Origin of the sequence: Fictibacillus sp. 5RED26, from assembly GCF_015903895.1 — a bacterium.
Lineage (GTDB): Bacteria > Bacillota > Bacilli > Bacillales > Fictibacillaceae > Fictibacillus > Fictibacillus phosphorivorans.
Map to the genome: position 1 here is coordinate 1,497,527 of NZ_JACZDU010000001.1, position 20,965 is coordinate 1,518,491.

The 20,965-nt window shown below is 35.2% G+C and carries 29 protein-coding genes and 1 pseudogene; 5 read left to right on the top strand and 25 right to left on the bottom strand.

Annotated features, from left to right (window positions below; all coding sequences use genetic code 11):
- Nucleotides 1-8: 8 nt before the first annotated feature.
- A complete protein-coding gene (locus IHV10_RS07770) occupies nt 9-785 on the bottom strand; it encodes a serine hydrolase (RefSeq protein ID WP_197128033.1) in 777 nt (258 codons plus the stop codon).
- Nucleotides 786-943: 158 nt separating this feature from the next.
- On the opposite strand from IHV10_RS07770, the gene IHV10_RS07775 reads away from it, so the two are divergent.
- Complete coding sequence (locus tag IHV10_RS07775; protein WP_197128034.1) at nt 944-1,879, top strand: RNA polymerase sigma factor; 936 nt, start codon at nt 944-946, stop codon at nt 1,877-1,879.
- A 115-nt stretch (nt 1,880-1,994) separates the two neighbouring features.
- Here IHV10_RS07775 and IHV10_RS07780 read toward each other — a convergent pair whose 3' ends face one another.
- The 23 genes and pseudogenes from IHV10_RS07780 to IHV10_RS07890 form a co-directional block, all read right to left on the bottom strand.
- Entirely contained in the window at nt 1,995-2,183 is a 189-nt protein-coding gene (locus tag IHV10_RS07780; RefSeq protein WP_197128035.1) for a hypothetical protein, read from the bottom strand.
- A 57-nt stretch (nt 2,184-2,240) separates the two neighbouring features.
- Entirely contained in the window at nt 2,241-3,491 is a 1,251-nt protein-coding gene (locus IHV10_RS07785; RefSeq protein ID WP_197128036.1) for an ABC transporter permease, read from the bottom strand.
- Nucleotides 3,484-4,413, bottom strand: a complete 930-nt coding sequence (locus IHV10_RS07790) for an ABC transporter ATP-binding protein (RefSeq protein ID WP_197128037.1) — start codon at nt 4,411-4,413, stop codon at nt 3,484-3,486. Before IHV10_RS07790 ends, IHV10_RS07785 begins: the two co-directional genes overlap by 8 nt.
- 6 nt (nt 4,414-4,419) lie before the next feature.
- Entirely contained in the window at nt 4,420-5,274 is an 855-nt protein-coding gene (locus IHV10_RS07795) for an ATP-binding cassette domain-containing protein (RefSeq protein ID WP_197128038.1), read from the bottom strand.
- Nucleotides 5,271-5,678, bottom strand: coding sequence for a GntR family transcriptional regulator (locus tag IHV10_RS07800; RefSeq protein ID WP_066394544.1), 408 nt, complete (start codon nt 5,676-5,678; stop codon nt 5,271-5,273). The genes IHV10_RS07795 and IHV10_RS07800 overlap by 4 nt, the downstream gene beginning before the upstream one ends.
- Nucleotides 5,679-5,698: 20 nt before the next feature.
- Nucleotides 5,699-6,424 carry a hypothetical protein gene (locus IHV10_RS07805; protein ID WP_197128039.1) on the bottom strand — a complete coding sequence of 242 codons (726 nt, stop codon included), beginning with the start codon at nt 6,422-6,424 and terminating at the stop codon, nt 5,699-5,701.
- Between the two features lie 174 nt (nt 6,425-6,598).
- Nucleotides 6,599-7,159, bottom strand: coding sequence for an AAA family ATPase (locus IHV10_RS07810; protein WP_197128040.1), 561 nt, complete (start codon nt 7,157-7,159; stop codon nt 6,599-6,601).
- A gap of 148 nt (nt 7,160-7,307) precedes the next feature.
- Nucleotides 7,308-8,219, bottom strand: a complete 912-nt coding sequence (locus tag IHV10_RS07815) for an alpha/beta fold hydrolase (protein ID WP_197128041.1) — start codon at nt 8,217-8,219, stop codon at nt 7,308-7,310.
- A gap of 33 nt (nt 8,220-8,252) precedes the next feature.
- Nucleotides 8,253-9,182 (bottom strand): GNAT family N-acetyltransferase, encoded by a 930-nt coding sequence (locus IHV10_RS07820; protein WP_197128042.1) that lies wholly within the window; start codon nt 9,180-9,182, stop codon nt 8,253-8,255.
- Nucleotides 9,183-9,219: 37 nt separating this feature from the next.
- The gene (locus IHV10_RS07825; protein WP_197128043.1) at nt 9,220-9,414 is read right to left on the bottom strand and encodes a helix-hairpin-helix domain-containing protein; all 195 of its coding nucleotides are present in this window, start codon (nt 9,412-9,414) and stop codon (nt 9,220-9,222) included.
- A gap of 35 nt (nt 9,415-9,449) precedes the next feature.
- The gene (locus tag IHV10_RS07830; protein WP_197128044.1) at nt 9,450-9,797 is read right to left on the bottom strand and encodes a DUF3147 family protein; all 348 of its coding nucleotides are present in this window, start codon (nt 9,795-9,797) and stop codon (nt 9,450-9,452) included.
- Nucleotides 9,788-10,204, bottom strand: coding sequence for a MarR family winged helix-turn-helix transcriptional regulator (locus tag IHV10_RS07835; protein ID WP_370568955.1), 417 nt, complete (start codon nt 10,202-10,204; stop codon nt 9,788-9,790). Before IHV10_RS07835 ends, IHV10_RS07830 begins: the two co-directional genes overlap by 10 nt.
- 61 nt (nt 10,205-10,265) lie before the next feature.
- Nucleotides 10,266-10,511, bottom strand: coding sequence for a hypothetical protein (locus IHV10_RS07840; RefSeq protein WP_197128045.1), 246 nt, complete (start codon nt 10,509-10,511; stop codon nt 10,266-10,268).
- A gap of 125 nt (nt 10,512-10,636) precedes the next feature.
- Nucleotides 10,637-10,902 (bottom strand): annotated as a pseudogene (locus IHV10_RS07845) (DUF4176 domain-containing protein).
- An 853-nt stretch (nt 10,903-11,755) separates the two neighbouring features.
- Entirely contained in the window at nt 11,756-12,445 is a 690-nt protein-coding gene (locus tag IHV10_RS07850) for a hypothetical protein (RefSeq protein ID WP_197128046.1), read from the bottom strand.
- 41 nt (nt 12,446-12,486) lie between these two features.
- Complete coding sequence (locus IHV10_RS07855; protein WP_197128047.1) at nt 12,487-12,675, bottom strand: hypothetical protein; 189 nt, start codon at nt 12,673-12,675, stop codon at nt 12,487-12,489.
- On the bottom strand, nt 12,666-12,869 hold the full coding sequence (locus IHV10_RS07860) for a hypothetical protein (RefSeq protein ID WP_197128048.1): 204 nt from the start codon (nt 12,867-12,869) through the stop codon (nt 12,666-12,668). Before IHV10_RS07860 ends, IHV10_RS07855 begins: the two co-directional genes overlap by 10 nt.
- Nucleotides 12,870-13,238: 369 nt before the next feature.
- Nucleotides 13,239-13,517, bottom strand: a complete 279-nt coding sequence (locus IHV10_RS07865) for a DUF4176 domain-containing protein (protein WP_197128049.1) — start codon at nt 13,515-13,517, stop codon at nt 13,239-13,241.
- A gap of 47 nt (nt 13,518-13,564) precedes the next feature.
- Nucleotides 13,565-14,287 carry a hypothetical protein gene (locus IHV10_RS07870; RefSeq protein ID WP_197128050.1) on the bottom strand — a complete coding sequence of 241 codons (723 nt, stop codon included), beginning with the start codon at nt 14,285-14,287 and terminating at the stop codon, nt 13,565-13,567.
- 31 nt (nt 14,288-14,318) lie between these two features.
- Nucleotides 14,319-15,689: an LXG domain-containing protein gene (locus IHV10_RS07875; RefSeq protein ID WP_197128051.1), complete on the bottom strand. Its 1,371-nt coding sequence runs from the start codon at nt 15,687-15,689 to the stop codon at nt 14,319-14,321.
- Nucleotides 15,690-15,706: 17 nt separating this feature from the next.
- A complete protein-coding gene (locus tag IHV10_RS07880) occupies nt 15,707-15,982 on the bottom strand; it encodes a YwqI/YxiC family protein (RefSeq protein WP_197128052.1) in 276 nt (91 codons plus the stop codon).
- A gap of 23 nt (nt 15,983-16,005) precedes the next feature.
- Nucleotides 16,006-16,356, bottom strand: a complete 351-nt coding sequence (locus IHV10_RS07885; RefSeq protein WP_197128053.1) for a YwqH-like family protein — start codon at nt 16,354-16,356, stop codon at nt 16,006-16,008.
- A 167-nt stretch (nt 16,357-16,523) separates the two neighbouring features.
- On the bottom strand, nt 16,524-16,781 hold the full coding sequence (locus tag IHV10_RS07890; protein WP_197128054.1) for a hypothetical protein: 258 nt from the start codon (nt 16,779-16,781) through the stop codon (nt 16,524-16,526).
- A 129-nt stretch (nt 16,782-16,910) separates the two neighbouring features.
- Here IHV10_RS07890 and IHV10_RS07895 point away from each other — a divergent pair, with 129 nt between their 5' ends.
- The 4 genes from IHV10_RS07895 to cyoE all read left to right on the top strand — a co-directional run bounded on the left by IHV10_RS07895 (nt 16,911) and on the right by cyoE (nt 19,316).
- Nucleotides 16,911-17,228, top strand: coding sequence for an ArsR/SmtB family transcription factor (locus tag IHV10_RS07895; RefSeq protein ID WP_197128055.1), 318 nt, complete (start codon nt 16,911-16,913; stop codon nt 17,226-17,228).
- 63 nt (nt 17,229-17,291) lie between these two features.
- On the top strand, nt 17,292-17,720 hold the full coding sequence (locus tag IHV10_RS07900; protein WP_197128056.1) for a DMT family transporter: 429 nt from the start codon (nt 17,292-17,294) through the stop codon (nt 17,718-17,720).
- Nucleotides 17,721-17,738: 18 nt separating this feature from the next.
- A complete protein-coding gene (locus IHV10_RS07905; protein ID WP_197128057.1) occupies nt 17,739-18,206 on the top strand; it encodes a DMT family transporter in 468 nt (155 codons plus the stop codon).
- A gap of 195 nt (nt 18,207-18,401) precedes the next feature.
- On the top strand, nt 18,402-19,316 hold the full coding sequence (cyoE, locus tag IHV10_RS07910) for a heme o synthase (RefSeq protein WP_197128058.1): 915 nt from the start codon (nt 18,402-18,404) through the stop codon (nt 19,314-19,316).
- 292 nt (nt 19,317-19,608) lie between these two features.
- Here cyoE and IHV10_RS07915 read toward each other — a convergent pair whose 3' ends face one another.
- Nucleotides 19,609-20,850 (bottom strand): MFS transporter, encoded by a 1,242-nt coding sequence (locus IHV10_RS07915; protein ID WP_197128059.1) that lies wholly within the window; start codon nt 20,848-20,850, stop codon nt 19,609-19,611.
- Nucleotides 20,851-20,965: the final 115 nt, after the last annotated feature.

A 20,965-nucleotide genomic window follows, 5' to 3' on the forward strand; every position in this document is an offset into this window, starting at 1 on the left:
ATCTCTCCTTATGTCATCTGTTCTTGTCTTTGTTTGGTGTATTCGTGGTACAACAACTTCATAGACTCTACTATTCTTTCATCAGATAAAGTGTTTGAATAACGATTCGGGATATCATTAACTCCTAGTACATAGAGCAACGGATATTGATGAAATTCTCCTAAAATTCCTATATCCACCACTAAATTCTCTAAACCTCCGCTCATGTGATTCAACATATGGTTTGGAATCCCTTCAAAGTGATCTTGAGGTCGAACTAGACCATTCATAACAGGTAACCATAAATGCGGATGACGGTGATACCCTTCAAAAATAGCTATTAATACAGAAAGAACTTCACTAATTCTCCCTTTATTTTCAACATCCCGAGGATTTGAAGAAATATTTATGTGTTTGTAAGATCTATTTATCTCTGTATTTACCTTTTCCCACCCTCCACAGTAATTCACAATGCTATCAGCAGCTTTACTATCGTGACATTTGATCATCACTTCAACGAGATTACCTAAAGACAAAGACAGTATACCTTGAAAATGTGGAAATAATATGGCACTGTTCTCCTCTTTATCGAGTTGAAAATCCTCAATTAAGTCATTCCAATGAAACAAGCCTCTCTCCACCCATTTTGTTACGCAATATCCAACTACTACTTTTGCGGCCGAAGCTAAAGGAACGATCAAGTCAGGATTAAATGAACATACAACTTCTTGCAGTTTCGTTGAATAGATGATTATACCTACTTGATCGGATTCAACAGTCTTTAATGATGTTACTACATTTTGCATCTAGTTTACTCCTTCACATAATATAATTGTAACTTTTATCCAATTCAACAATAACACACTTCATTTCTAACTTTTTTAAAAAATTTCGTAAAAAGCGTATAATTTCCAGTAGAATATTCGTTGTACATAGTGAACGGTAAATAGAAGGGAGCAATAACATGTCTCAGTTAACGAAAACTCTTCACGCGCAGTCCAATGATTTACGTCAAAAACTAGACGAAGAAATCCAAGACTTCAGTGATGCACTATGGAATTATTGCAGATATCTTACGGGTTCACCATGGGATGGTGAAGACTTGTATCAAGAAACGATACTAAAAGTACTTGGTGGTCTTTTTACAAGATGGCATCCAACTAACTTAAAATCCTATGTATTTCGCATCGCAACCAACACTTGGATCGACCAGTGTCGAAAAGAAAAAAGAACACTCGGCGAACTACATGAAAACAATGAAGCTTTTGAAGAATTGTCGGACAATCTGGAGTTAGAAGAAGCTCTAGTAAAATTAGATGCCCTTTTTTCCCCACGACAAACTGCAGTGTTTCTTCTTTTGGAGATTTTTCGCTTTCAAGCTGATGAAGTTGCGAGTATCGTAAAAACAACGCCTGGCGCTGTTTATGCTTCAGTGAGAAGAATGAAATATAAATTACAAACCAATAGAGATCATTCGATTAAACCGAAGCTTGAAAATTCACCTCAACAATCAAAGACGATACAAGCCTATTTGAAGGCATTTAATCATGGTGATCTAAAAGGAGTGCTAACTCTTATAAGTGATCAAGCACATTACGAAGCATCATTAGGTTTCCTAGAAGTAAACAAAGAGGAAATCATAAATGGGTCACTTTCATACGGCTTACCTGGACATCATGCTATTGAATGTGAGCTATGGGGTAAACATGTCATTGTGGTATTGGCTGAAACGGATCAAGGTCAGCTTGTACACGATATTCAATATCAAGAAGTCGAAAATAACAAGATTGTTTACCACAGAAGCTTTTTCTTTAGAAAAGAGTTCATTGTGGCTGCCTCAAAAGAATTGGGATACAAGCCACAATTAAATAAGCCTCCTCTTAACTGGGAAGAGAAATGATACATTTCGGAATAATGCTCTTTTAGTTAAAAGACTAAATATGCAACCTCAAGACACTTAAAATTCAAAAAAATGTGACTGGTATGTCCAGTCACACAAAGTTTAATAGATTTAATTAGGAAACAATCTCACACTTTAACGTATTTCGATTCACTTGGATATATTCACCTGTTGTTTTATTCATTACTTGTGACACTTGATTGGTGTGTGTAATTTCACACCAATCATTTTGTATTTCTACCATTATTTTTATTTGAACATCAGCTTCTCCATACTTCAAACCGCTATAAGATAATTTTGTCATCGGCATAACTCCTTTCTTATTTTTTATTAATTTAATGAGTCCTCATCAATAAACGGTCTAGTAGCGCAGCCACTTCCAAATCTCACTTGGTGTCGCATTTTTTCCATAAAGTAAAATACCTGTCTTAAACACTTTTCCAGCTAATTTCATCAACAGCCAAATACTAGCTAATAAGATAACTAATGCAATAATGATCTCAACCCACGGCCATTCATCCAATAAGGAAAGGCGAAGGATAAGGATGCTTGGAGATGTAAGTGGAAAATATGTGGCAACTTGAGCAATGATTCCGCTCGGGTTTGCCAAAATAGGGCCGAGAAATATAAGCGGAAGAAACGGCAGCATCATGACGATTCCTTGAAAATTGCTTGTAGCTGTCATATCTTCAACCGTTGCACCAATACCAACGAAAATAGCAGCAAACATCAAGTAACCGGCTATAGAGATCGCTAGCAAGAGCAATAGTTCCGGTACAAAGAGATATTCCATGACTGGTAGCTTATATCTCCATGCTGCAATCGGAACAACGAGTAATAGCCAAGTTCCTACTTGAACAAGTCCTAATATGAAATAACCAATGATTTTCCCTTGCATTAAGTCTCCAGGTGTTACGGAGGATAATACAATCTCAGCTACTTTTTCCTTCTTTTCTTGAGAGGCACTCTGGAAGATCATCATACCTGTCATAACGATTGAAAATAGGACGATACCAGCAAATGCTCCTGGGATGATGCGTTCCATTGAGCTGTCATCCGCACTCTGTTTATCTGAAGGATTTAGAGAGCCTGAATCAGTTTGTGTTGAAGCTTCTTCTGACTTGATCTCTATCCCTTTTGTTATCGATTGAACGACTTCAGGAGAAAGGTTAAGCTGATCAAATTTCACCTGACGCAGTGGCTCTTGTAGAAACTGCACTTCACTTGAAAAGGTGTCAGGCATTTCATTACTTGTGAAAACCTTCACTTCTCCTGTTTTTACCGCATTATCTGTCAATGCCACATAAGCTTGGTTTTCGGATGATTCTATCTCTTTGAGTATCTTTTTTGAATCACCTGTTACTTCTTCCATCTTCCAAGATAAATCTTGAGACTTAACCAATGAATCAATATTATCAAAAAGGTTCAGTTCATCCTTCACATATACTGTAACGTTCTCTGAATCAGGTTCTCCTTCCAGCTTTTCAAGGAGTGTAGGGAAACTAGCGAACACGATAAATAAAAGCGGTGTCAAGAGGAGTGAAATGATAAACGATTTATTTTTCATGTTCCGCTTAAGTTCCCACTTTGCAACTTTCCAGCTGTTACGCATACTTCACACCTTCTTTCACAATCATGTTTTTATCAGAAGCGATATCAATAAAAATTTCATGAAGAGATACACGATCGATTATTAATTCATATACATTCAACTCTACTGGCAGCTCTCTAAGCCAGGTCGGGATGTGAACGTCTTGCTCTAAATAAAGAATCGCTCGATCCTCTTTACTTTCAACGCGATGAACAGAGGGGATATTACGCAACAATTCTTCAGGGTTGTCACCAATAATCGTACATTTGAAGTTTGCGTATTCCCTCTTTACATCTTCCATCTCACCATAAATCACTTTCTTGCCTCGATGTATCATAAATAATCGATCACATAATTCTTCGACCATGTTCATCTGATGAGATGACAGGAGAATTGCTGTGCCATTGGCTGCAAGTTCTTTAATTTCTTCTTTAAATACTTCTTGACTTACAGGATCAAGACCTGAAAATGGTTCATCTAAAATAAGCAGTTCTGGTTCGTGAATAATCGCCGCGATCAATTGAACTTTTTGCCCCATCCCTTTTGAAAGCTCTTCTACCTTTGTGTTCTCTTTACCAGCAAGTCCGAATTTTTCTAAATACTCCAGAGCACGTTTCTTCGCCTTTTTTTGTGGATAGTCTTTAAGTTCGGCGAAATAAAGCAAGATATCCATCACATTTACGTTTTTATATAAACCTCTTTCCTCAGGCAAATAGCCTATCTTATGACGAGGAATTTCAGAACTCCCATGAAAATGAATAGATCCTTCGTCTGGATACATAATGCCCATAATGTTCCGGATCGTTGTAGATTTCCCAGCACCATTTGGCCCAAGAATCCCCATGATTTCACCACGATGTACTTCAAAAGAGATATCCGAAATAATTCTCTTATCTTTAAACGATTTCCCTAATCGCTCTACTTTCAATATGCGCTCACTCATCTTCTCTTACCTCCCCATTAGCATGTAAGTAATAATTTCTTCTACTTCTAAAATCTCTGATTGCATAATTTTTATTTCATTTTTCTTCAGGAATGTGTCTGTTTGATCTACATTATTAGAAATGAGTAAGCGATCGTTCAAACGGTCGATCTCACCAGGAATCTTTTCAATCCCTAACCCATCTTCAAACCAATAGCGCTTGTATCGGTACACTAATTCTTCTTTTTCGTATTTACCTAATATTTTACCTTCGTTCATGATCACGATATAATCTGCTAACTTCTTAATATCATCAACTTGGTGGGTAGCAATAACGATCGCTCTCTCATCTCTTTCCATCCAATTCACAAGGATGTTCATTAATTTTTGTTTTGAAGGAATATCCATATTGGCAGTGGGTTCATCTAAAATTAAAAGTTTTGTGTTCTTAGAGAGAGCTAAAACAATGTTAAGTTTTTGCTGCATGCCTTTAGACATTTTTCCAAAACGTTTATTAAGGTCGATTTCAAAAGTTCTTACAAGATTCATAAACATTTCTTGATCCCAGTTTTTATACCAAGGTGCCATTAAATCTCTTAGATGATTTCCAGTTAACAAATCACAACCTAAAACAGATTGTGGTTGATATGCAACATCTTGTTTCCAATGTTCGCTGGACTTTATATTTGTACCAAAATGCAACAGAAGGCCGTTGTCCGGTTTCACTAGGTTCATCATCATTTTTATGAGTGTGCTTTTCCCTGCACCGTTGTTACCAATTAGTGCCGTAATCGTACCGAGTTCAATATCTAAATCTATTGGACCCACTGTGAAATCATCTACTGTTTTCTCTACTCTTTCAATTTGTGTACAAAGCTTCATTCACTACCACCTCGATCGTTATCTTTAAGTCTTGCTAGCACTTCTTCAAACACTGATCGAATTTCATCTACTGAGTAATTGTGTCGAAGAGCGGTCTCTACACCTTTTTCAATCGCTTCAGAAACAGATGACACAGCTAATTTCTCCATCTTTTTTACCTCCACTTCAGCAACGAAAGTTCCCTTTCCTTGCGTTGTTTTGATAAAGCCTCCGTACTCTAAATCTTGATAAGCACGCCGAGTAGTAATGACACTGATCTCTAAATCTTTTGAAAGTGCTCGAATGGAAGGAAGAGGTGAACCTGCTGGTAACTTACCACTAACAATTAGTGCTTTAATTTGTCCTTCTATCTGGTGGTAGATGGGAACCCTGGAATCTCTAGAAAGCTTTATAGGAAGTTCCATTTAGTAGCTTCCTCCCTTCTTTACTGAAAATAATCCAATTTATTCATGTGATTTTTCATATATCTCATCCAAAATGCAACACTTGCACCAGCTGCGATGACGGATATCACAGATGAAACAATGGGCCATTTGCTTGCAAGCACAATGGTGAGTCCAACTAATCCGTAACTCGAGAGATAAGGAACAGCAAATAATATTAACGAGAAGCTTCCCAATAAAACGACTGCGTAAAACGCCATCTTCACGTTCGTGACTTTATCTCCCGAATCACTCGCCGGATATACACTTCCATAACAGATCCCAAAGCTAAGCCAGATGAGTGAAAATGCTATAAACTCAAGAGGCGGTAACGTTTGTCGCAATTCAGGAGCAAAGCTATACATGATCACTAATACTGCTAGATGGAACGGAAGTGAGTAAATAAAATAAATAATAAATCGGCTTCTTACCACAATCTCTCTTGGAATAGGAAGTTGGTTAAGAAATACTGTAAAAGGTTGTGCCCACATATTGTCAGAAAGTTTTTGGTATTGATATTCCTTTGGTTTAGCCCATATGGCTGCAACACCAAAAGTAAGTAAAAAGAAAATATCATAAAGCATAAAGTGTTCTTCTAAGTAAGAACCAATAGACATCGTCAAGAAAAACGAATATGGCGCTAATAAAAAAAGTAAAAAGAAAATACTTTTCTTTGAATGCATTAATTCAAATTTTGATAGCCGAAATGCTTGTTGCCACCGGTTCATAAACATCATCCACCTTTTTGTAACTGTTATAGTGTTTATATCTATATACACACTATATAACATTCGTGATTGTTTTTCCACTCTTTTTCCAAGAAAATTTTGTAATGAGCTACATTCGCTGATAGTTCAAAAAAAAGAAGAGACAACTCATTTGAGATGTCTCTACTTGTATTATTATAGGTTAAAAGTATGACAGATAAGATTGGCCACATCATCCGCACTTAAATCTGTATTGTTAATACGCAGATAATTTTTCTTTTTCAACTCGCCTTCATAAGAGTTTAATCGATACATTTCCATTGATGTTCTTACATCAGTTTCTGACCAGGTTAGATCTCGTTTGGAAGGTTTATGTTCAAGACGATGAGAAGTCGTGTTTCTCTTAAGTCTTGTCTCTAGATCAGATTCAAGTTCGACAAAATAGATCTCTGCTCCTTCCTTCTCAAACACCTGGCACACACCTTCAACAAACTCCCAATCTTCCTTATAATTAAACGCCCATACATATGTAAATATCATTCCATACTGATCACTCTTCGCATATGTTTGAAAAATCTCTGAACGAAACAATTTCACCAGTCTTCTTCCCTCATCAGAACCATATTCAAAAAACGGTGTAACAAGATCGATCGTCATGTGATTATGGAAGAGCTTTAATTTTGTAACCTTCTCTAACTCATGTCCAACAGTCATCTTCCCAACCGCTTGCGGGCCAAATAATAATACGAGTTTCATCTCTTCACCTCTATATGTTAAATGTTTATTCTCTAGTTACACAAACGAATGAAAAACACCTCTTCTTCAAAACAGCTTAAAAGACGTATTTTAAAAAGGCCGTTAAATTTAAAAGAAAGACCAGCTACGAAACCTGGTCTTTCTAATCCTAAGATTGCAGATAATCTATGACAACTTGCTTAAACTTTTCTGAATCCTCGTAATGAGGTGTGTGACCACTTTCTTCAAAGATTAATATTTCTCCGTTAATAGCATCTCGCTCGAACACCTCAAAATGTTTATCACACGTACAAGCATCATATTTTCCAACAAGTAACAACATCGGATTTTCAACAAACTTTATGTCATCTAACAATGAATCAAAAATCTTGCCTTCTTCTCTTAACAAATTGTAGTGGTGCTCTGAACGGTCATAGAATTCGTCCCATTCTTCCTCAGAAAAAAATGAATAATAATCCGTTGGGTTATTATGATTATGCCGATAGATCTCCATACGGTTCTCACCTAACTCATCACTCAACTTCATATATTCTTCTGTAAATTTACGAATGGTATGATTCCCCTCAGCAAGTAACAAACCTTTCTCGTATAGTTCGTGTTTGCCATACTTTTTTAGTAAATGAGCAGTTTTTCTGATAAGACTTCTCGATGTTAGTTCAAAATCAAAAGTTGGTCCCTCGAAAATCACTTTTTCTATAGATTCAGGATGTTGCCGAACATAAGCTAGAGCTAAAAATCCACCAAATGAATGACCAATAAGTGACCACTTTTTTATATGTAAAAGTTCTCGAAGAGCTTCACAGTCATCGATTAAATCTTGAAAACCAAAGGGTTCATTCTTTTCTATGTTTTCAGAACGACAAACTCCTCTTTGGTCTATTAGAATTAGATTGAAATGCTTTCCTAATCTTTCAGCTTGATGAAAGGAAAAATCATGACATCCTTCCCCAGGACCTCCGTGAAGATAAAGGATAGCTGGTTTATCATCGGTACCGTAACGTTCTACATATAACTTTTTGCCTCTAATTTCAATTTCTTGACCGTTTAGTTGCTGAATCATTTCTTCATCGCCTTTCTTTTTTTCATGAAGTTCTTAATGTTTACTAGATTGATAGTACAAGTGAAGCAAATCTTCTACAGGAATGTTATCTATCTTCATACCGGTAATATCACATTTTTCAATTTCAACATGTTTAAGATCACAATTTACTAGTTTGGACCCAGTAAGATCGCACCTGTTAAATAGAAGAGGATTCCCTTTGTCCCCAAGATTTGTATCTATGAATTGGGCACCACTTAACGTCACGTAAATGAATTCACTATCAGATAAATTCAAATCGGCAAACATCGTATTTCTATAGTTAATATTTTGAAACTTTGAACGACTTTGATTGCAATTGCTCATATGTATTTGACTTACGTTACTGTTGCTTATCGAACAACGTTCCATCGTAACTTGGTAATATTCAGAATGACTTAGATCAGAGTTTTCATATTGATGATGAGATAAGGTTTGATTTTTCATCATACTCTCATGTTGAAACGGCTGCTTAATATGTTTTACAAAACAAAACTCTTCTTCACCTTCAAAGGTCACAACATACCCCATCTTTTTATAAAAGTAATGGTTATTCAGCTGTCTACTCGACGTCTCAAGATCCCAAGCTCTTACATAAGGAAATTCTTTTTCAATTAAATTTATAACTAAAGAACCAATCCCTTTACCTTGGTAATCTGGATCAATAAAAATTCGATCAATCCTGCCGTATGACTTTCCTGAGATGGTGGCTATGATTCCTCCAACAAGAAAACCATCGTACATTACTTTGAAATATTCTAATTCTCTAATCATATATTTAGTCATTTCAACAGATGTGTATCCTGGTGGCTGTATATTGAAGTCGATGGTATCTAGATGCGTAAGCCATTTTTCTGCTTCGCCATCAAACGTTTTTTTCATAATGGCAGTTAACAGTACTGCATCGCTAATTGTTGCTTTTACAAGTGTAGTCTGATCTAACATGTAAGCGTTCTCCTTTTTATGTATAAAAAACACTGTGTTATTTCTTAAAAGACAGTCCTCTTTCATGCAGTGCAGCAAGAAGTTGTCCCATCGCTTTCGGACCTATTCCGTGTAATTTCTTAAGATCTGATTCCCTCCAATCTGTAAGTTGCTCGATTGAAGATATGCCTGCAGAGGCTAAAGCTCTTTCAGCGGGTTTTCCTAATTTTGTGGGGAGATTTGTATTTTGCATACTTTCACCTCTTTACAGAATTAAATGTCTGGTATTCAGATTATCGTTTTTATTAATTTTATTGCTACCTCTTGAAGCAAAATACATAGAAACCAACCGCTTATACCTAAACCTAAACAGGTGATTAATGATAATGAGTGCTTTAATGAAATATATACAATCACTAATAAAACGGCAGTCGCCGGAAATCCCCATAGAACGCCAAGAGCGAATTTACTTAACGTTTTGGTTGGCTCTCCTTGTACATAAAGCCAAATGATGCTTAACAAACTGACAAGTGGAAGAGCAGCCACCACCCCACCAAAACTAGGAAACCTTCTAGCAATTTCGGTAACAGTTGCTATAACTCCTGCAGAAATTAAAATTTTCATAACTACATACATGATTTTGCACGCTCACTTAGGAGTTTGAATGCCTTTGAGATTAACTCCTTTTCAACTTCATCCATATTACTAAAAATATGATTCAACTTTTCTTCATCAAGACTCGTGTTTTCATGAAGTACGTTTGTGCCAAAATCGGTTAACCGAAGAATGACTTTTCTTTCATCCTCCTGATCACGTTTCTTTTCTATATAGTTTTTCTGAATCATCCGCTTTACATGCTCAGACGCCGTATTGTGAGAGATATCGAGATGAGTCGCTACATCATTTACAACTACCCTCTCTTTTTTATCAATCAATTGTAGAATCCGTACCATTTGATGAGTTATTTTCTCACCATGTGGATAATGTAAATGGAAATAGATGTCTGTCCAATATTGATTTAACTTTGACGAACTAAACAAGATAAGCACCTCTTTTTACATCGTTTATTAAGATTATATCTTATAACACGATATAAAAGAAGGGTTATATGACTCCGATGAAAGATAAAACTCCAAAAATAAAGATAATAAAGAACAAACCGATACCGCTGAATGCAGTTGAACGCCAGAAACCTTTCGTACTAATGAAAGCTGTTATAAATGCTAAAAGTACCCCGACTAAAAGGATGATAAAACCAATTTCACTTAATCGGTTCTCAATGACGAATTGTAAAATAAGTAAGGTGGTTAAGAGGATTAGTATAGATGCGATGCCCATATGTTTTCTCATTAATTAGGTCACCTTTCGTTTATTTTCACTAAACCAATGCAGGTTTTCACAAAGAAATAATTCTCAAATAAATAATAATAGATCATTCAAATACTTAAATGAACAAATTCTAGTATTATCAACTATTAATTTACTGAGTTTAATACTGATTGAAATTCTTGTTCCTCTTTGTTCTGATATCCTCTAAAAATAATATCTTCAATATCTGAATGATAAAAAAATATGTATGTTCTTCATAGATGTGTCCCTCAGGATAAGGAACCGAAATATAATCATATTTTACTTCTTGTTCATCAACAACTAGTTGTTTTCTGCCGTAAATCATTAATTTTTTATTTCCGCCTGTGAGTAACACTATTGAGCCGTTAGGTAAAAGGCTTTTTATTTTCATTAACTTATCTTTTTATTAAATCTATCAAAACTATCCCACTCTACTGATAATTTTATAAATTAAATAAATGAAATATTTTATTCAATTTTTTTCATTTAATTTTGCAGCTTTTGACTTCGACAGTTTAACTAAATGTATATTTGACTTCATAAATACGTATCTATGGAAAAATTTCACTGACATATCTGTAAAGAATATTATAAGCCCTGAGTACATAATTATCATATACGTATGAAGCAAGACAGATGATTGGTTTAATAGAATATGAACAATTATATATCCACTTGGTACTGACCAAGTTAGTACTTTATTCCAAATCAAACTGTATTTATTCTTTTTAACCTCTAAATGAATGGAGGAGAACTTTTTATTTTTTTGATAAATGAAAACGGAAATTAAAAAAACATATGTAACATGTGAAATGACGTAATATAAAGGGGAATCAATATTTAATAACCAATAACTCATTTTTTGGGTGAGAACAAAGTAGCAGAATGATCCTACAGCACCCAAAAATCCTAAATATAGCAAACTCTCAAATTCAGTTTCGGATGGTTTCTTTATTAATACTCGTATTGCCCAAACATTAATGAGGAGAATTAAGGGGACGGTTACAAATAACACTCCCTCAATAAATGGGAAAAGCAAGGGCATAATAATTACTAAATCAAGCCCAATAAACGTAAATACTCCTATTATTTGTTTAATTTGATATGATGCAAAGAAGCTTAAATGTTCTTTGAATGCATCAGGTAAATTTCTAAATTTAATCTTTTCATCAAGTTTCAGAATTAATCACCACACTGTCACAAAATTTAAATAACTATAATGTTTTTCATGTGAGTTTTTCTAATTATATCTTTTTAGACAGTTTAACCACATTTAAGTTTGATTTCATGAACAGATATCTATGAATATACTTAACAGCCATATCTGTGAAAAATAGTAATAACAACGAAAAGATAACTATCATATAAGTATTCATAATTGATAACGATTGATTTATAACTATTTGAGCAACCATATAACCTGCTGGAACTGAGATAGTTATTATACTGTTGGTAAATGTTGAGTGTTGTTCATTTTTCTTCTTCAAAACTATTATAGTTGAAAATTTCTTAACTTTAATATAAGAAAAAAAACATATAACTACTATATAAAGTAGAATGGATGCCATCAAATAAAAGAGGGAATTAACTTGTAAAACATAATAATTCATCTTTTGAATAAGTATAAAAACACTATAAGATCCTACAGTTCCTATAGCTCCAAGAAATAAAATACTTTCCAATTCTGTTTTTTCAGGATTTAATATTAATAATCGAATTGCCCATATATTAATTAAAAGTATAAAAGGAATTGTTAAATAAAAAGTTGTATCTATCATTGGATAAATAATAGGTAGTAATACTAATAGATCTAACATAACGAAAGTAAAACCCGCTATTAATTGCTTAATTAAAAAATGAGGAAAGAAGCTAAGATGCTCTTTAAAATGTTCAGGTAACGTACGAAACTTAATATCTCTTTCGAGTTTTAGCATAAAAACCTCCGTATATGTGAAAATCATACTTAAACATTTAGCTATTGTTTAAATACCTTTTTGAACTCCTTTTTTATTTTATCTGAAGCCGAATCTCCATCCTTTTCGATTCCGTCAATTACATAAGTTAAAATATTTGCTGCTATAAAACCTGCACCGGCAGCAAATAGTGCTGTTCCACCGGAGGCTACTATAAGAGCTGAAACATAAACACCAATACTTAAAGACACTCCCCCACTCCTACGTCAACTCCTGCATCTCCAATTATTTTGGTTTTAGACTCTCCATTCGCGATATTTTCTCTTGAATTTTGTGTTGTTGTTATTCCTGTCCCCAACCAGCCAAGTCTATTTTTCATGGCAATTTTTACTGCTCCCTTAGGATTTACATACTTTGCTACCTCCAGAATATTGCCACATTTCACTTGAGGATCTATCCAATTATTATGATAATTCTTTCCTTTTGATATTTACTACATGTCCATTTTTTACATTGATGAACTTACCATCTTTTTTTGAGCAGTTTTTGCTAACGCAACGACTTCTGAATGAACTTTAGCCTACGTATTACTTCGGAGTTTACAGAGGCAAATAAATCAATAACTACCTTTGTAATTAATTCCATCTCCAACCATTCTAACTTTGTATACTGGATTTTTGACATTTAACTTTTTTAGAGCATAATTCACTTCCATAAACTTCAGTTTTCACAAGTATTTATATGTTTAGGTTTAATTCGAAAATGTAAAAAGATCATTTGAAAAGCAAATGACCTTTTTGGATTTTCTAAATATTTAATTTTTACTGGTATTTAAAACCGCTTGAAAGTCAAATTCTTCTTCGTTCTCATAACCTCTAAAGATTATTTTTTCAATATCAGAGTGATTAAATACATATGTATGTTCTTCATTTATATGTCCCTCAGGATACGGGACAGAAATATAATCATATTCAATTTCTTCATCAGAGATTACAAGTTGCTTCCTTCCATAAATCATTAATTTCTTATTCGCTCCCATAAGTAAAACAATAGAACCATTAGGTAATAAGTTTTGATTTTTCATAAATCGCATCACTCCTATATATGAAGTTTAAAAACTTCAGTAATAATAATACTACGTCATACTCGTTTAGCTCCGCCTGGATTCTCTTTAATTTTTGTTTTCAAATAGGCAGTTTTTAATAAATGCATGTTAGCTTTCATAAACAAATATCTATGAATAAATTTCACTGACATATATGTAAAAAAAGTTGAGAGAATAACATAAACAATAATCATTAATGAACTTATAGCCATCTGAGATTTATTCATAAAATATTGTCCAATAATATAACCTGCTGGAGGAGCAATTGCTAGCAACTTATAATGCCAAGGTAAGTTTTTGAATTTCCCAAAATTGGAATTTAATGATGTATATTTTTTATTATGAAACCATACTTGAAAATAAAGGAAAGATAAGAACATTATTATGGATATAATTAAAAAGTACGGTGACTGTATATTCAAATTTATATAAGCAGTTTTTTGAATTAGAACAAAATAACAAATTGAACCAACTGCTCCAACAGTTCCTAAGAATAAGATAAATTCGAATTGTAAGCTTTCAACTTTTCTAATTAACATAGATAAAGCCCAAATGTTAACAATAAATAACAATGGCATAGTTATCCATACCGTTAGAGTGTGATAGGGGTACAATATTGGCAATATTATCAAAAGATCTAACATTATATAAGTGACTATTACTATGCTAGATTTTATCGATCCTGGATACGTAAAAGACAGGTGTTCTTTAAAATGTTCTGGCAATTCTCTTCGTTTAATAGTTGAGTCTATTTTCATTTTTACCCCCGGTTATAATTTACATCATTAATTACGAAAACCAATTGGCAATCGTTTTAACACTTTTTTGTACTTTATCCTTTATTTTGTCAGAAATGTTCTTTTGACCCTTGCCGGTTTTTATTCCTTCCAAAATGTATGAAACACCAATCGAGACTGCCAACCCCACAGTAGCACCTGCAAGTACAGGTGCACCAACTGTACCTACAACAAATGCTGCTGTTGCTGAACCTAACCCCAATGTCACAGCACCCAGACCCACATCAACCCCTGCATCACCCACTATTTTTGATGTGGATTCATTATTTTGGATATTTTCATATGCATTTTCAGTAGTTGTAATCCCTACTCCAACCCAGGCTAGTCCTCCTCTAACAGAACTCTTTAGGGCAGAGCTTGGCTTTACATTTTTAGCTATTTCTGGTATGTTACCTCTTTTTAATTGCGAATCAATCCACTTACTATGGTACCTTTTCCCCTTAATATTTACTACATTACCATTTTTAACGCGGAATACATCACCGTCCTTCTTAATTCCAAACCCTTTGACCTGAGTATTTATAGCTGTATTATAATAAGATACCGCTTCAGTTCCTGTACTAAACTTATTTCCGGTTGAACTTACAGGAGCAGATAAATCAAAAACTGTACTTGAATCACCATTGGTATACTCTAGTTCCCACCACTCTAATTCTTTATCTTTTACTGGATTTTTAAGCTTTGATTCTTTTGATTTTGAATTTCCATTCCCTACTTTAGCTTTATTCTGGCTCCACAATTGACCTGGTTTATAACTAGCTAGACTTAATTGACCACTTTGAAACATTGAATGGATTTGTTCAATAAATTGGTTCATCTTAAGTATCTGTTGTTCAATAGAACTAAGAGCATTAGTTTGCATTAAGTCAAACTCTACTAATTTCTCTATTGTTTGAATAGATGATCTGTTAGCCTCTTCTACTTGATTCACAAACTCTAATTCATTTAGCCTAGGAAGAAAGACGATATCACTTACACTTTGCATGCTTTGATTGGCATCTTGAGTTAATTCAATTGTATTTCCTTTCACTTTCCGCAAGCCGTTTGTTAACTCATTTTCTAAAAAACTTTGTCTGATAAATGCATTAGGTGAAGCATCTAGAGATTTTAACGCACTTTCAAAATTCTTTAATGTGTTTCCGTAGTTCGTTAAACATGAAATACAAAAGGTAAGAAATGGCTCATGACAATCTTGGAAGAATGCCCTAATTGAGGTACCTCCTTTTCCTTTTAAAGAATCTTCTAAAGAAACAAGTTCATTGATTGAAGATTGAATTTGTCTTAACTGATCTGTAAAACTAGACAAAATTAAATCTAACTCATGTACCCCTTTGTACAGGGAGTCTGCATCAAGCGTTTTCATTAATTTCCATATCCTCCTTACCTTTTTATCATAGTTGTTACTAAGCCCTCATCGGTCTCTTGCATCATTTTTACAGATTTATCAGTACCTTCTATATTCTTTATTGTTAATTGTTGATAAGTCAGTAAAGTTTGTTGAAGAATTTGATTCAAGCTATTTAATTTGTCTATACATTCTAAAACATTACCTTCACCAGTAGATGAAGGTATATTGGGCTGAAATGATTGAACAGCAGATTGTATTTTGGACAAAGACTCTTCAACATCACTATATTTAATTCTGATTTCACCCAAGTTAATCACTCCTTAAGAATACGTTAACTTTTTACACTAGTTTGTTTAGCAGCAGAAATTGAATCCTGAATAGATTTAATCTCAGATTGAATATCCATTATTTTATTACTAATTACATTAAAAACAGATTCAAATTGATTATTTTCCATATCTTCGTACTCTATCAACATCCTATTTTCTCGAATATCCTCAAATTGATTTGCTAACATCCCAGTCCAAGTTACAGAAGATAATTCAGGATTTAAACAGTGGTATTTGTCATTCTGAAATGCTTGTTGATGTTGTTGCATTTCACTTTGACATCTAATCAAGCGTGCCAACTGTTCCTCTTTAAGCCTTAACAAACTATATAGGGATGATAAATAAGCATCCATGAAATTTCACCGCCTTACATTAAATATTGATATAGGCACTATATCACAATTAATTGGATATTTTTTCTACTTTTACAAATACCCTTCAAAATTAGGACTTTAAACCTTATTTCAATATTTTTCTAGTAGTTATAACATTTTGATTCCAAATGTGATTATGAATACACTTAAACTTGTTCAACTTTTCTTAAGTATTTAGTAAAATAAGCACCTAACAGTAAAAGAACAACCGAAATTCCCCAGCTCCATATCCCAAGGAAATCAAACCAGTAGGCTAAAAGATTAACTATCGCGATTAAGAAAAAACAGATTGATGTTAATGCTGTCCTCAGACCTTTAATTCCTTGTGAACGCCTTTGCCGTATGACGTATGTAATGGAGAATATCAACGTTATGAGGACAAGAACGGATAAAATGGATTCCATCTTTACTTCCCTCCTATTTGGTTTCTACTTAATAATACGATTCATATTTCCGATATGTTTCATTTTTTTCCAATTTTCAGGAGTGTTAACAAATTGACATATCGAGAAAAACCGATTAGAGTATAAAACATGAACAATCCAATCGATGTATTTAAGGCGCTTTCCAACGACATTCGCCTCGATATTCTGAAATGGCTCAAAGATCCACATCAACACTTTGATAAACCCACTGCTCATCTATCAAAAACGATTAATGAGAAAGGCGGTATCTGTGTGGGAGATATACAGGAAAAAGCGAATCTATCGCAATCCACTGTATCCCAGTATTTATCGATGATGCAGAAAGCTGGTTTGCTGGAATCAGATCGTCATGGCAAATGGACGTACTATCGGAGAAATGAAAAAAACATACAAGAGTTAGCCACCTATCTAAAAGAAGAATTATAGGTTCTTCTTTTTTTGTTTTTATATCGATAATTTTAAATATGTAAATATGAAGGAGTTTTGTTTATGAAAATATGGACTTATCTTTTAGCATTACTTGCTGGTGTTTCGCTAAGTGTTGAAGGGGCGATATATGGCGAGCTTGGAAAAACAATCGGAAAATTAGAAAGCAGCTTTTACAACTTTTTTGTTGGTGCCATTATACTTGGAATCGTCGTTCTGTTCTTAGGTAAAGGTTCTCTAAGCTATACGTTTCAAGCTCCTAAATGGGAACTTTCTGGTGGTGCCCTGGGTACCATCTATCTAACAATCTTAATCATAGCGATACCGATTGTTGGTGTAGGCATTGCTATGATTTCTGTTATCATCGGTCAGATCGCTATGAGTATACTCATCGAGCACAAGGGCTGGTTAGGGAGTTCAAAGGCTTCCGTTAACAAAGAAAAACTTATTGCAGTATCGCTTATGACCATCTCACTGCTGCTCATTTTTTAGGAAGGAAGGGATAACAACATGAACATAATAATTCTTCTAGGATCAGTCATAGGTGGTATATTACTTAGTGCTCAATCATCAATAAATGGAGCTTTCAGCAGAAAATCCGGTACGTATGAAGCTGCGTTTTTAACATTTTTCTCTGGTGCACTCCTATTAGCCATTCTTATTCTTTTCTTTGGTGAAGGTAACATCTTAAAGGTCTTTGAAGCGCCTAAGTGGCAGCTTGCAGCCGTATGGTTCGGGGTTGGTTACTTATTTTTAACAGTAGTTGCTGTACCACGCATTGGTGTCATCGCTACTAACATTGCAACCGTCATTGGACAGCTTACCGCGGGTATGGTTATCGACCATTTTGGATTTTTTGGAGGACTATCCGTTCCCTTCACTTGGGAACGCATGCTCGCGATTCTTTTGATGTTCATTTCACTTCGTTTTATATATATCGGTAATAAAAAGCAAAGTAATGAAACGATGCGATTATAAGCTACGTAAGCGTTTGTATCACATTTCTATCACATAAACCTCACAGAACGTTCACAAAACCGTTGTGTAAAGTCTCTTAAGGTGTTCTATTATTTGAACTGGGAATTCATTTAGTGCTTTAATAGAAGTGGATTTAAGGTTACACTATATGGATAATATAGAGAGAGAATTATTGTGAAGATGGTGTCTTATAGTATGGAAAAAACAATGAAAGTAGAAAAACAAAAACGGTCAGCGATTCTGTCACAAACTGTGAAAACGGGAATCATTAAATCTAACCTCGTTCCTATGTTTGCCGGACTTACGCTGGCATTATATACGTACGATATCGATCCTGGCACTAAGTTACTTGATGTTGTATTCGCATTGATCGGAACCATTTTAGTAATAGGTGCTGCTGGTACGTTAAATAATGTATATGACCGCGATATTGATGCAATCATGGAAAGAACGAAGAGCAGACCTACAGTTACGGGTGAGATCGATACAAAATTTGCGATTACACTTGCTGGCATTATGGCTGTGCTTGGGATTATCGCTCTTGCGTTCACCACACCGCTTGCGGCATTACTAGGTTTCTTAGGTCTTTTCTTTTATGTCGTTCCTTATACGATGTGGACGAAACGAAGAACGATTTATAACACTGAGGTAGGTAGTATTTCAGGTGCGATGCCTCCCCTTATCGGTTGGGCAGCAATGACAGGGACGCTTGCACACCCCGCGATTGCCGCACTGTTCATCATTCAGGTCATCTGGCAGATGCCTCACTTTTATGCCATCGCCATTCGCCGACACGACGAATATAAAGCAGCTCGTATACCGATGCTCCCTGTTGTAAAAGGTGTTAAAAGAACCTATACACAAACAAACATCTATCTAGTGTTATTAAGTTTAACGAGCTTTTTGTTCCTGCCGTTAAGCTTAGGGTTAACGCTAGTTGCTCTTCTTATGAACGTGGGTTGGCTTGTGTTGAGCATCTATGGCTACAAAAAAAACAAGGATTCTGAGAAATGGGCAAAGCTGCTCTTTATCTATTCTCTAATCCACATGACGATCCTGTTTTCAACAGTCATCGTCTACTCGTTGGTTGGTATTTTTATATTAAATTAGAAAAAAGGTTCGGGATTGCTCCGTACCTTTTTCATTTGTTGGTCCTCTTATTTTGACTGAGCAGTAAGTGCTTGGGAACTACCATTAAAGTCGAACGGCGTCGAGGATTGTAGACTCGAGGATAAACTGCATAAACTTTTGGATTTAGGACCAAAACTCGTGGATAAATTGCACAAACTTTTGGATTCAGAATCAAATCTCGTGGATTAATCCCTTAAACTCCTGGATTCGTTTATCCACCACACATAAAAGCCTGCTCCAACTATTGGAGCAGGCTTTTTCGCTACAATTATTAATGCGCCGTATCCATTCGATCTACGTGCGCTAGATGTTTGTAATTCCAACCGATGAAGATGATTGATAAAAACACGAAACCAGCAGCTACATAAAACGGTAGATGTGGATTGAAGATCTCTGCTAGTTTTGCCGCCATGTAAGGAGAGATCGCCGCTCCTAAAAACCGCAAAAAGCTATATGCTGCAGATGCTGTCGATCGCTCAACAGGTGCTGCTTCCATAACAGCTGTTGTAATTAAGGTATTCGTATTCCCCAATATTGCTCCAGCAAAAACGATCGCTGAAATGATAACCCATTGAGTCGAAGTGAATAATCCCATGATTACAAGGTCAGCTACAAATAAGAACAGCATGATTGCCATAGATTTTACCGTTCCAAATGTTCTTTCTAGCTTTGGTGCCATAAATACGGATGTGATCGCTAGCAAAGTTCCCCAACCTAAGAACACATAACCTAGTCCCTTCGGATGTAACCCTAGAACAAATGGTGCGTAAGCCATGATCGTGAAAAATCCAATGTTATACAGTGCCGCAACGATTCCGAGTACTAAGAGTGAACGATGCTTCATCGCTTTAAACGGAGCAGATAACGGTGTTTTTTTCTTTTTCACAGATAACTGCGCATTCGGTTTAGGCATCAATACCAACAGTATCATGAATGCAAGAATCATAAGAGTCGAAACTCCTATGAAAGGCGATCTCCACGAAATACTACCTAAGGTACCTCCGAGTAGAGGTCCGATTGAGATTCCTAAACCAACCGCTGCTTCATACAAAATAATAGCCTTAGCTGTACCGCTGTTTGAAAGGGATACGATCGCAGCTAATGCAGTTGCTACAAACAGAGCATTACCTAATCCCCAACCTGCACGAAGACCAACTAGCGTCCATATGTTATCAGCAAATCCCCCTAGTGCGGATACTGTCGCAATAATGAAGACCCCTGCCAAGAGAGTTCCTTTATTGCCAAGTCTAGAAGACACGCTACTCGTTATAAGCATGGCAAAAGCCATCACTGCATTATAACTCGTATAAAGTAACGTCACTTCACTTGGTGATGCTTGAAGATTTTCAGCGATAGAAGGTAAAACAGGATTGACCAATCCCATCCCCATGAAAGCTGTTATACAAGCGAAAAAAACAGCCCATACGGAGATCGGCTGATGAAATAAACTTTGTTTATCAAGTGAAACTCCTGAAACCTTAGCTCCGCCAACACTTTGTGTGTTTGTTGACATTCTCACATCTCCTTTTCAATTTTATTATGAAAACAACTTATTGTATAATACAACTATATGATTGTATAATACAACTACTTTGCTGTCAAACCCACATCCTGTTGTTGAAACATGT

Bases quoted from the DNA above. Each gene is read 5' to 3' on its own strand.
- IHV10_RS07885 (WP_197128053.1), bottom strand. From the start codon at position 16,356: ATGGATGCTTATTTATCATCCCTATATAGTTTGTTAAGGCTTAAAGAG.
- IHV10_RS07890 (WP_197128054.1), bottom strand. From the start codon at position 16,781: ATGGAATCCATTTTATCCGTTCTTGTCCTCATAACGTTGATATTCTCC.
- IHV10_RS07815 (WP_197128041.1), bottom strand. From the start codon at position 8,219: ATGATTCAGCAACTAAACGGTCAAGAAATTGAAATTAGAGGCAAAAAG.
- IHV10_RS07905 (WP_197128057.1), top strand. From the start codon at position 17,739: ATGAACATAATAATTCTTCTAGGATCAGTCATAGGTGGTATATTACTT.
- IHV10_RS07840 (WP_197128045.1), bottom strand. From the start codon at position 10,511: ATGAGAAAACATATGGGCATCGCATCTATACTAATCCTCTTAACCACC.
- IHV10_RS07820 (WP_197128042.1), bottom strand. From the start codon at position 9,182: ATGTTAGATCAGACTACACTTGTAAAAGCAACAATTAGCGATGCAGTA.
- IHV10_RS07810 (WP_197128040.1), bottom strand. From the start codon at position 7,159: ATGAAACTCGTATTATTATTTGGCCCGCAAGCGGTTGGGAAGATGACT.
- cyoE (WP_197128058.1), top strand. From the start codon at position 18,402: ATGGAAAAAACAATGAAAGTAGAAAAACAAAAACGGTCAGCGATTCTG.
- IHV10_RS07770 (WP_197128033.1), bottom strand. From the start codon at position 785: ATGCAAAATGTAGTAACATCATTAAAGACTGTTGAATCCGATCAAGTA.
- IHV10_RS07900 (WP_197128056.1), top strand. From the start codon at position 17,292: ATGAAAATATGGACTTATCTTTTAGCATTACTTGCTGGTGTTTCGCTA.
- IHV10_RS07790 (WP_197128037.1), bottom strand. From the start codon at position 4,413: ATGAGTGAGCGCATATTGAAAGTAGAGCGATTAGGGAAATCGTTTAAA.
- IHV10_RS07875 (WP_197128051.1), bottom strand. From the start codon at position 15,689: ATGAAAACGCTTGATGCAGACTCCCTGTACAAAGGGGTACATGAGTTA.
- IHV10_RS07800 (WP_066394544.1), bottom strand. From the start codon at position 5,678: ATGGAACTTCCTATAAAGCTTTCTAGAGATTCCAGGGTTCCCATCTAC.
- IHV10_RS07780 (WP_197128035.1), bottom strand. From the start codon at position 2,183: ATGACAAAATTATCTTATAGCGGTTTGAAGTATGGAGAAGCTGATGTT.
- IHV10_RS07915 (WP_197128059.1), bottom strand. From the start codon at position 20,850: ATGTCAACAAACACACAAAGTGTTGGCGGAGCTAAGGTTTCAGGAGTT.
- IHV10_RS07805 (WP_197128039.1), bottom strand. From the start codon at position 6,424: ATGAACCGGTGGCAACAAGCATTTCGGCTATCAAAATTTGAATTAATG.
- IHV10_RS07895 (WP_197128055.1), top strand. From the start codon at position 16,911: ATGAACAATCCAATCGATGTATTTAAGGCGCTTTCCAACGACATTCGC.
- IHV10_RS07785 (WP_197128036.1), bottom strand. From the start codon at position 3,491: ATGCGTAACAGCTGGAAAGTTGCAAAGTGGGAACTTAAGCGGAACATG.
- IHV10_RS07850 (WP_197128046.1), bottom strand. From the start codon at position 12,445: ATGCTAAAACTCGAAAGAGATATTAAGTTTCGTACGTTACCTGAACAT.
- IHV10_RS07870 (WP_197128050.1), bottom strand. From the start codon at position 14,287: ATGAAAATAGACTCAACTATTAAACGAAGAGAATTGCCAGAACATTTT.
- IHV10_RS07825 (WP_197128043.1), bottom strand. From the start codon at position 9,414: ATGCAAAATACAAATCTCCCCACAAAATTAGGAAAACCCGCTGAAAGA.
- IHV10_RS07795 (WP_197128038.1), bottom strand. From the start codon at position 5,274: ATGAAGCTTTGTACACAAATTGAAAGAGTAGAGAAAACAGTAGATGAT.
- IHV10_RS07865 (WP_197128049.1), bottom strand. From the start codon at position 13,517: ATGCGATTTATGAAAAATCAAAACTTATTACCTAATGGTTCTATTGTT.
- IHV10_RS07830 (WP_197128044.1), bottom strand. From the start codon at position 9,797: ATGTATGTAGTTATGAAAATTTTAATTTCTGCAGGAGTTATAGCAACT.
- IHV10_RS07775 (WP_197128034.1), top strand. From the start codon at position 944: ATGTCTCAGTTAACGAAAACTCTTCACGCGCAGTCCAATGATTTACGT.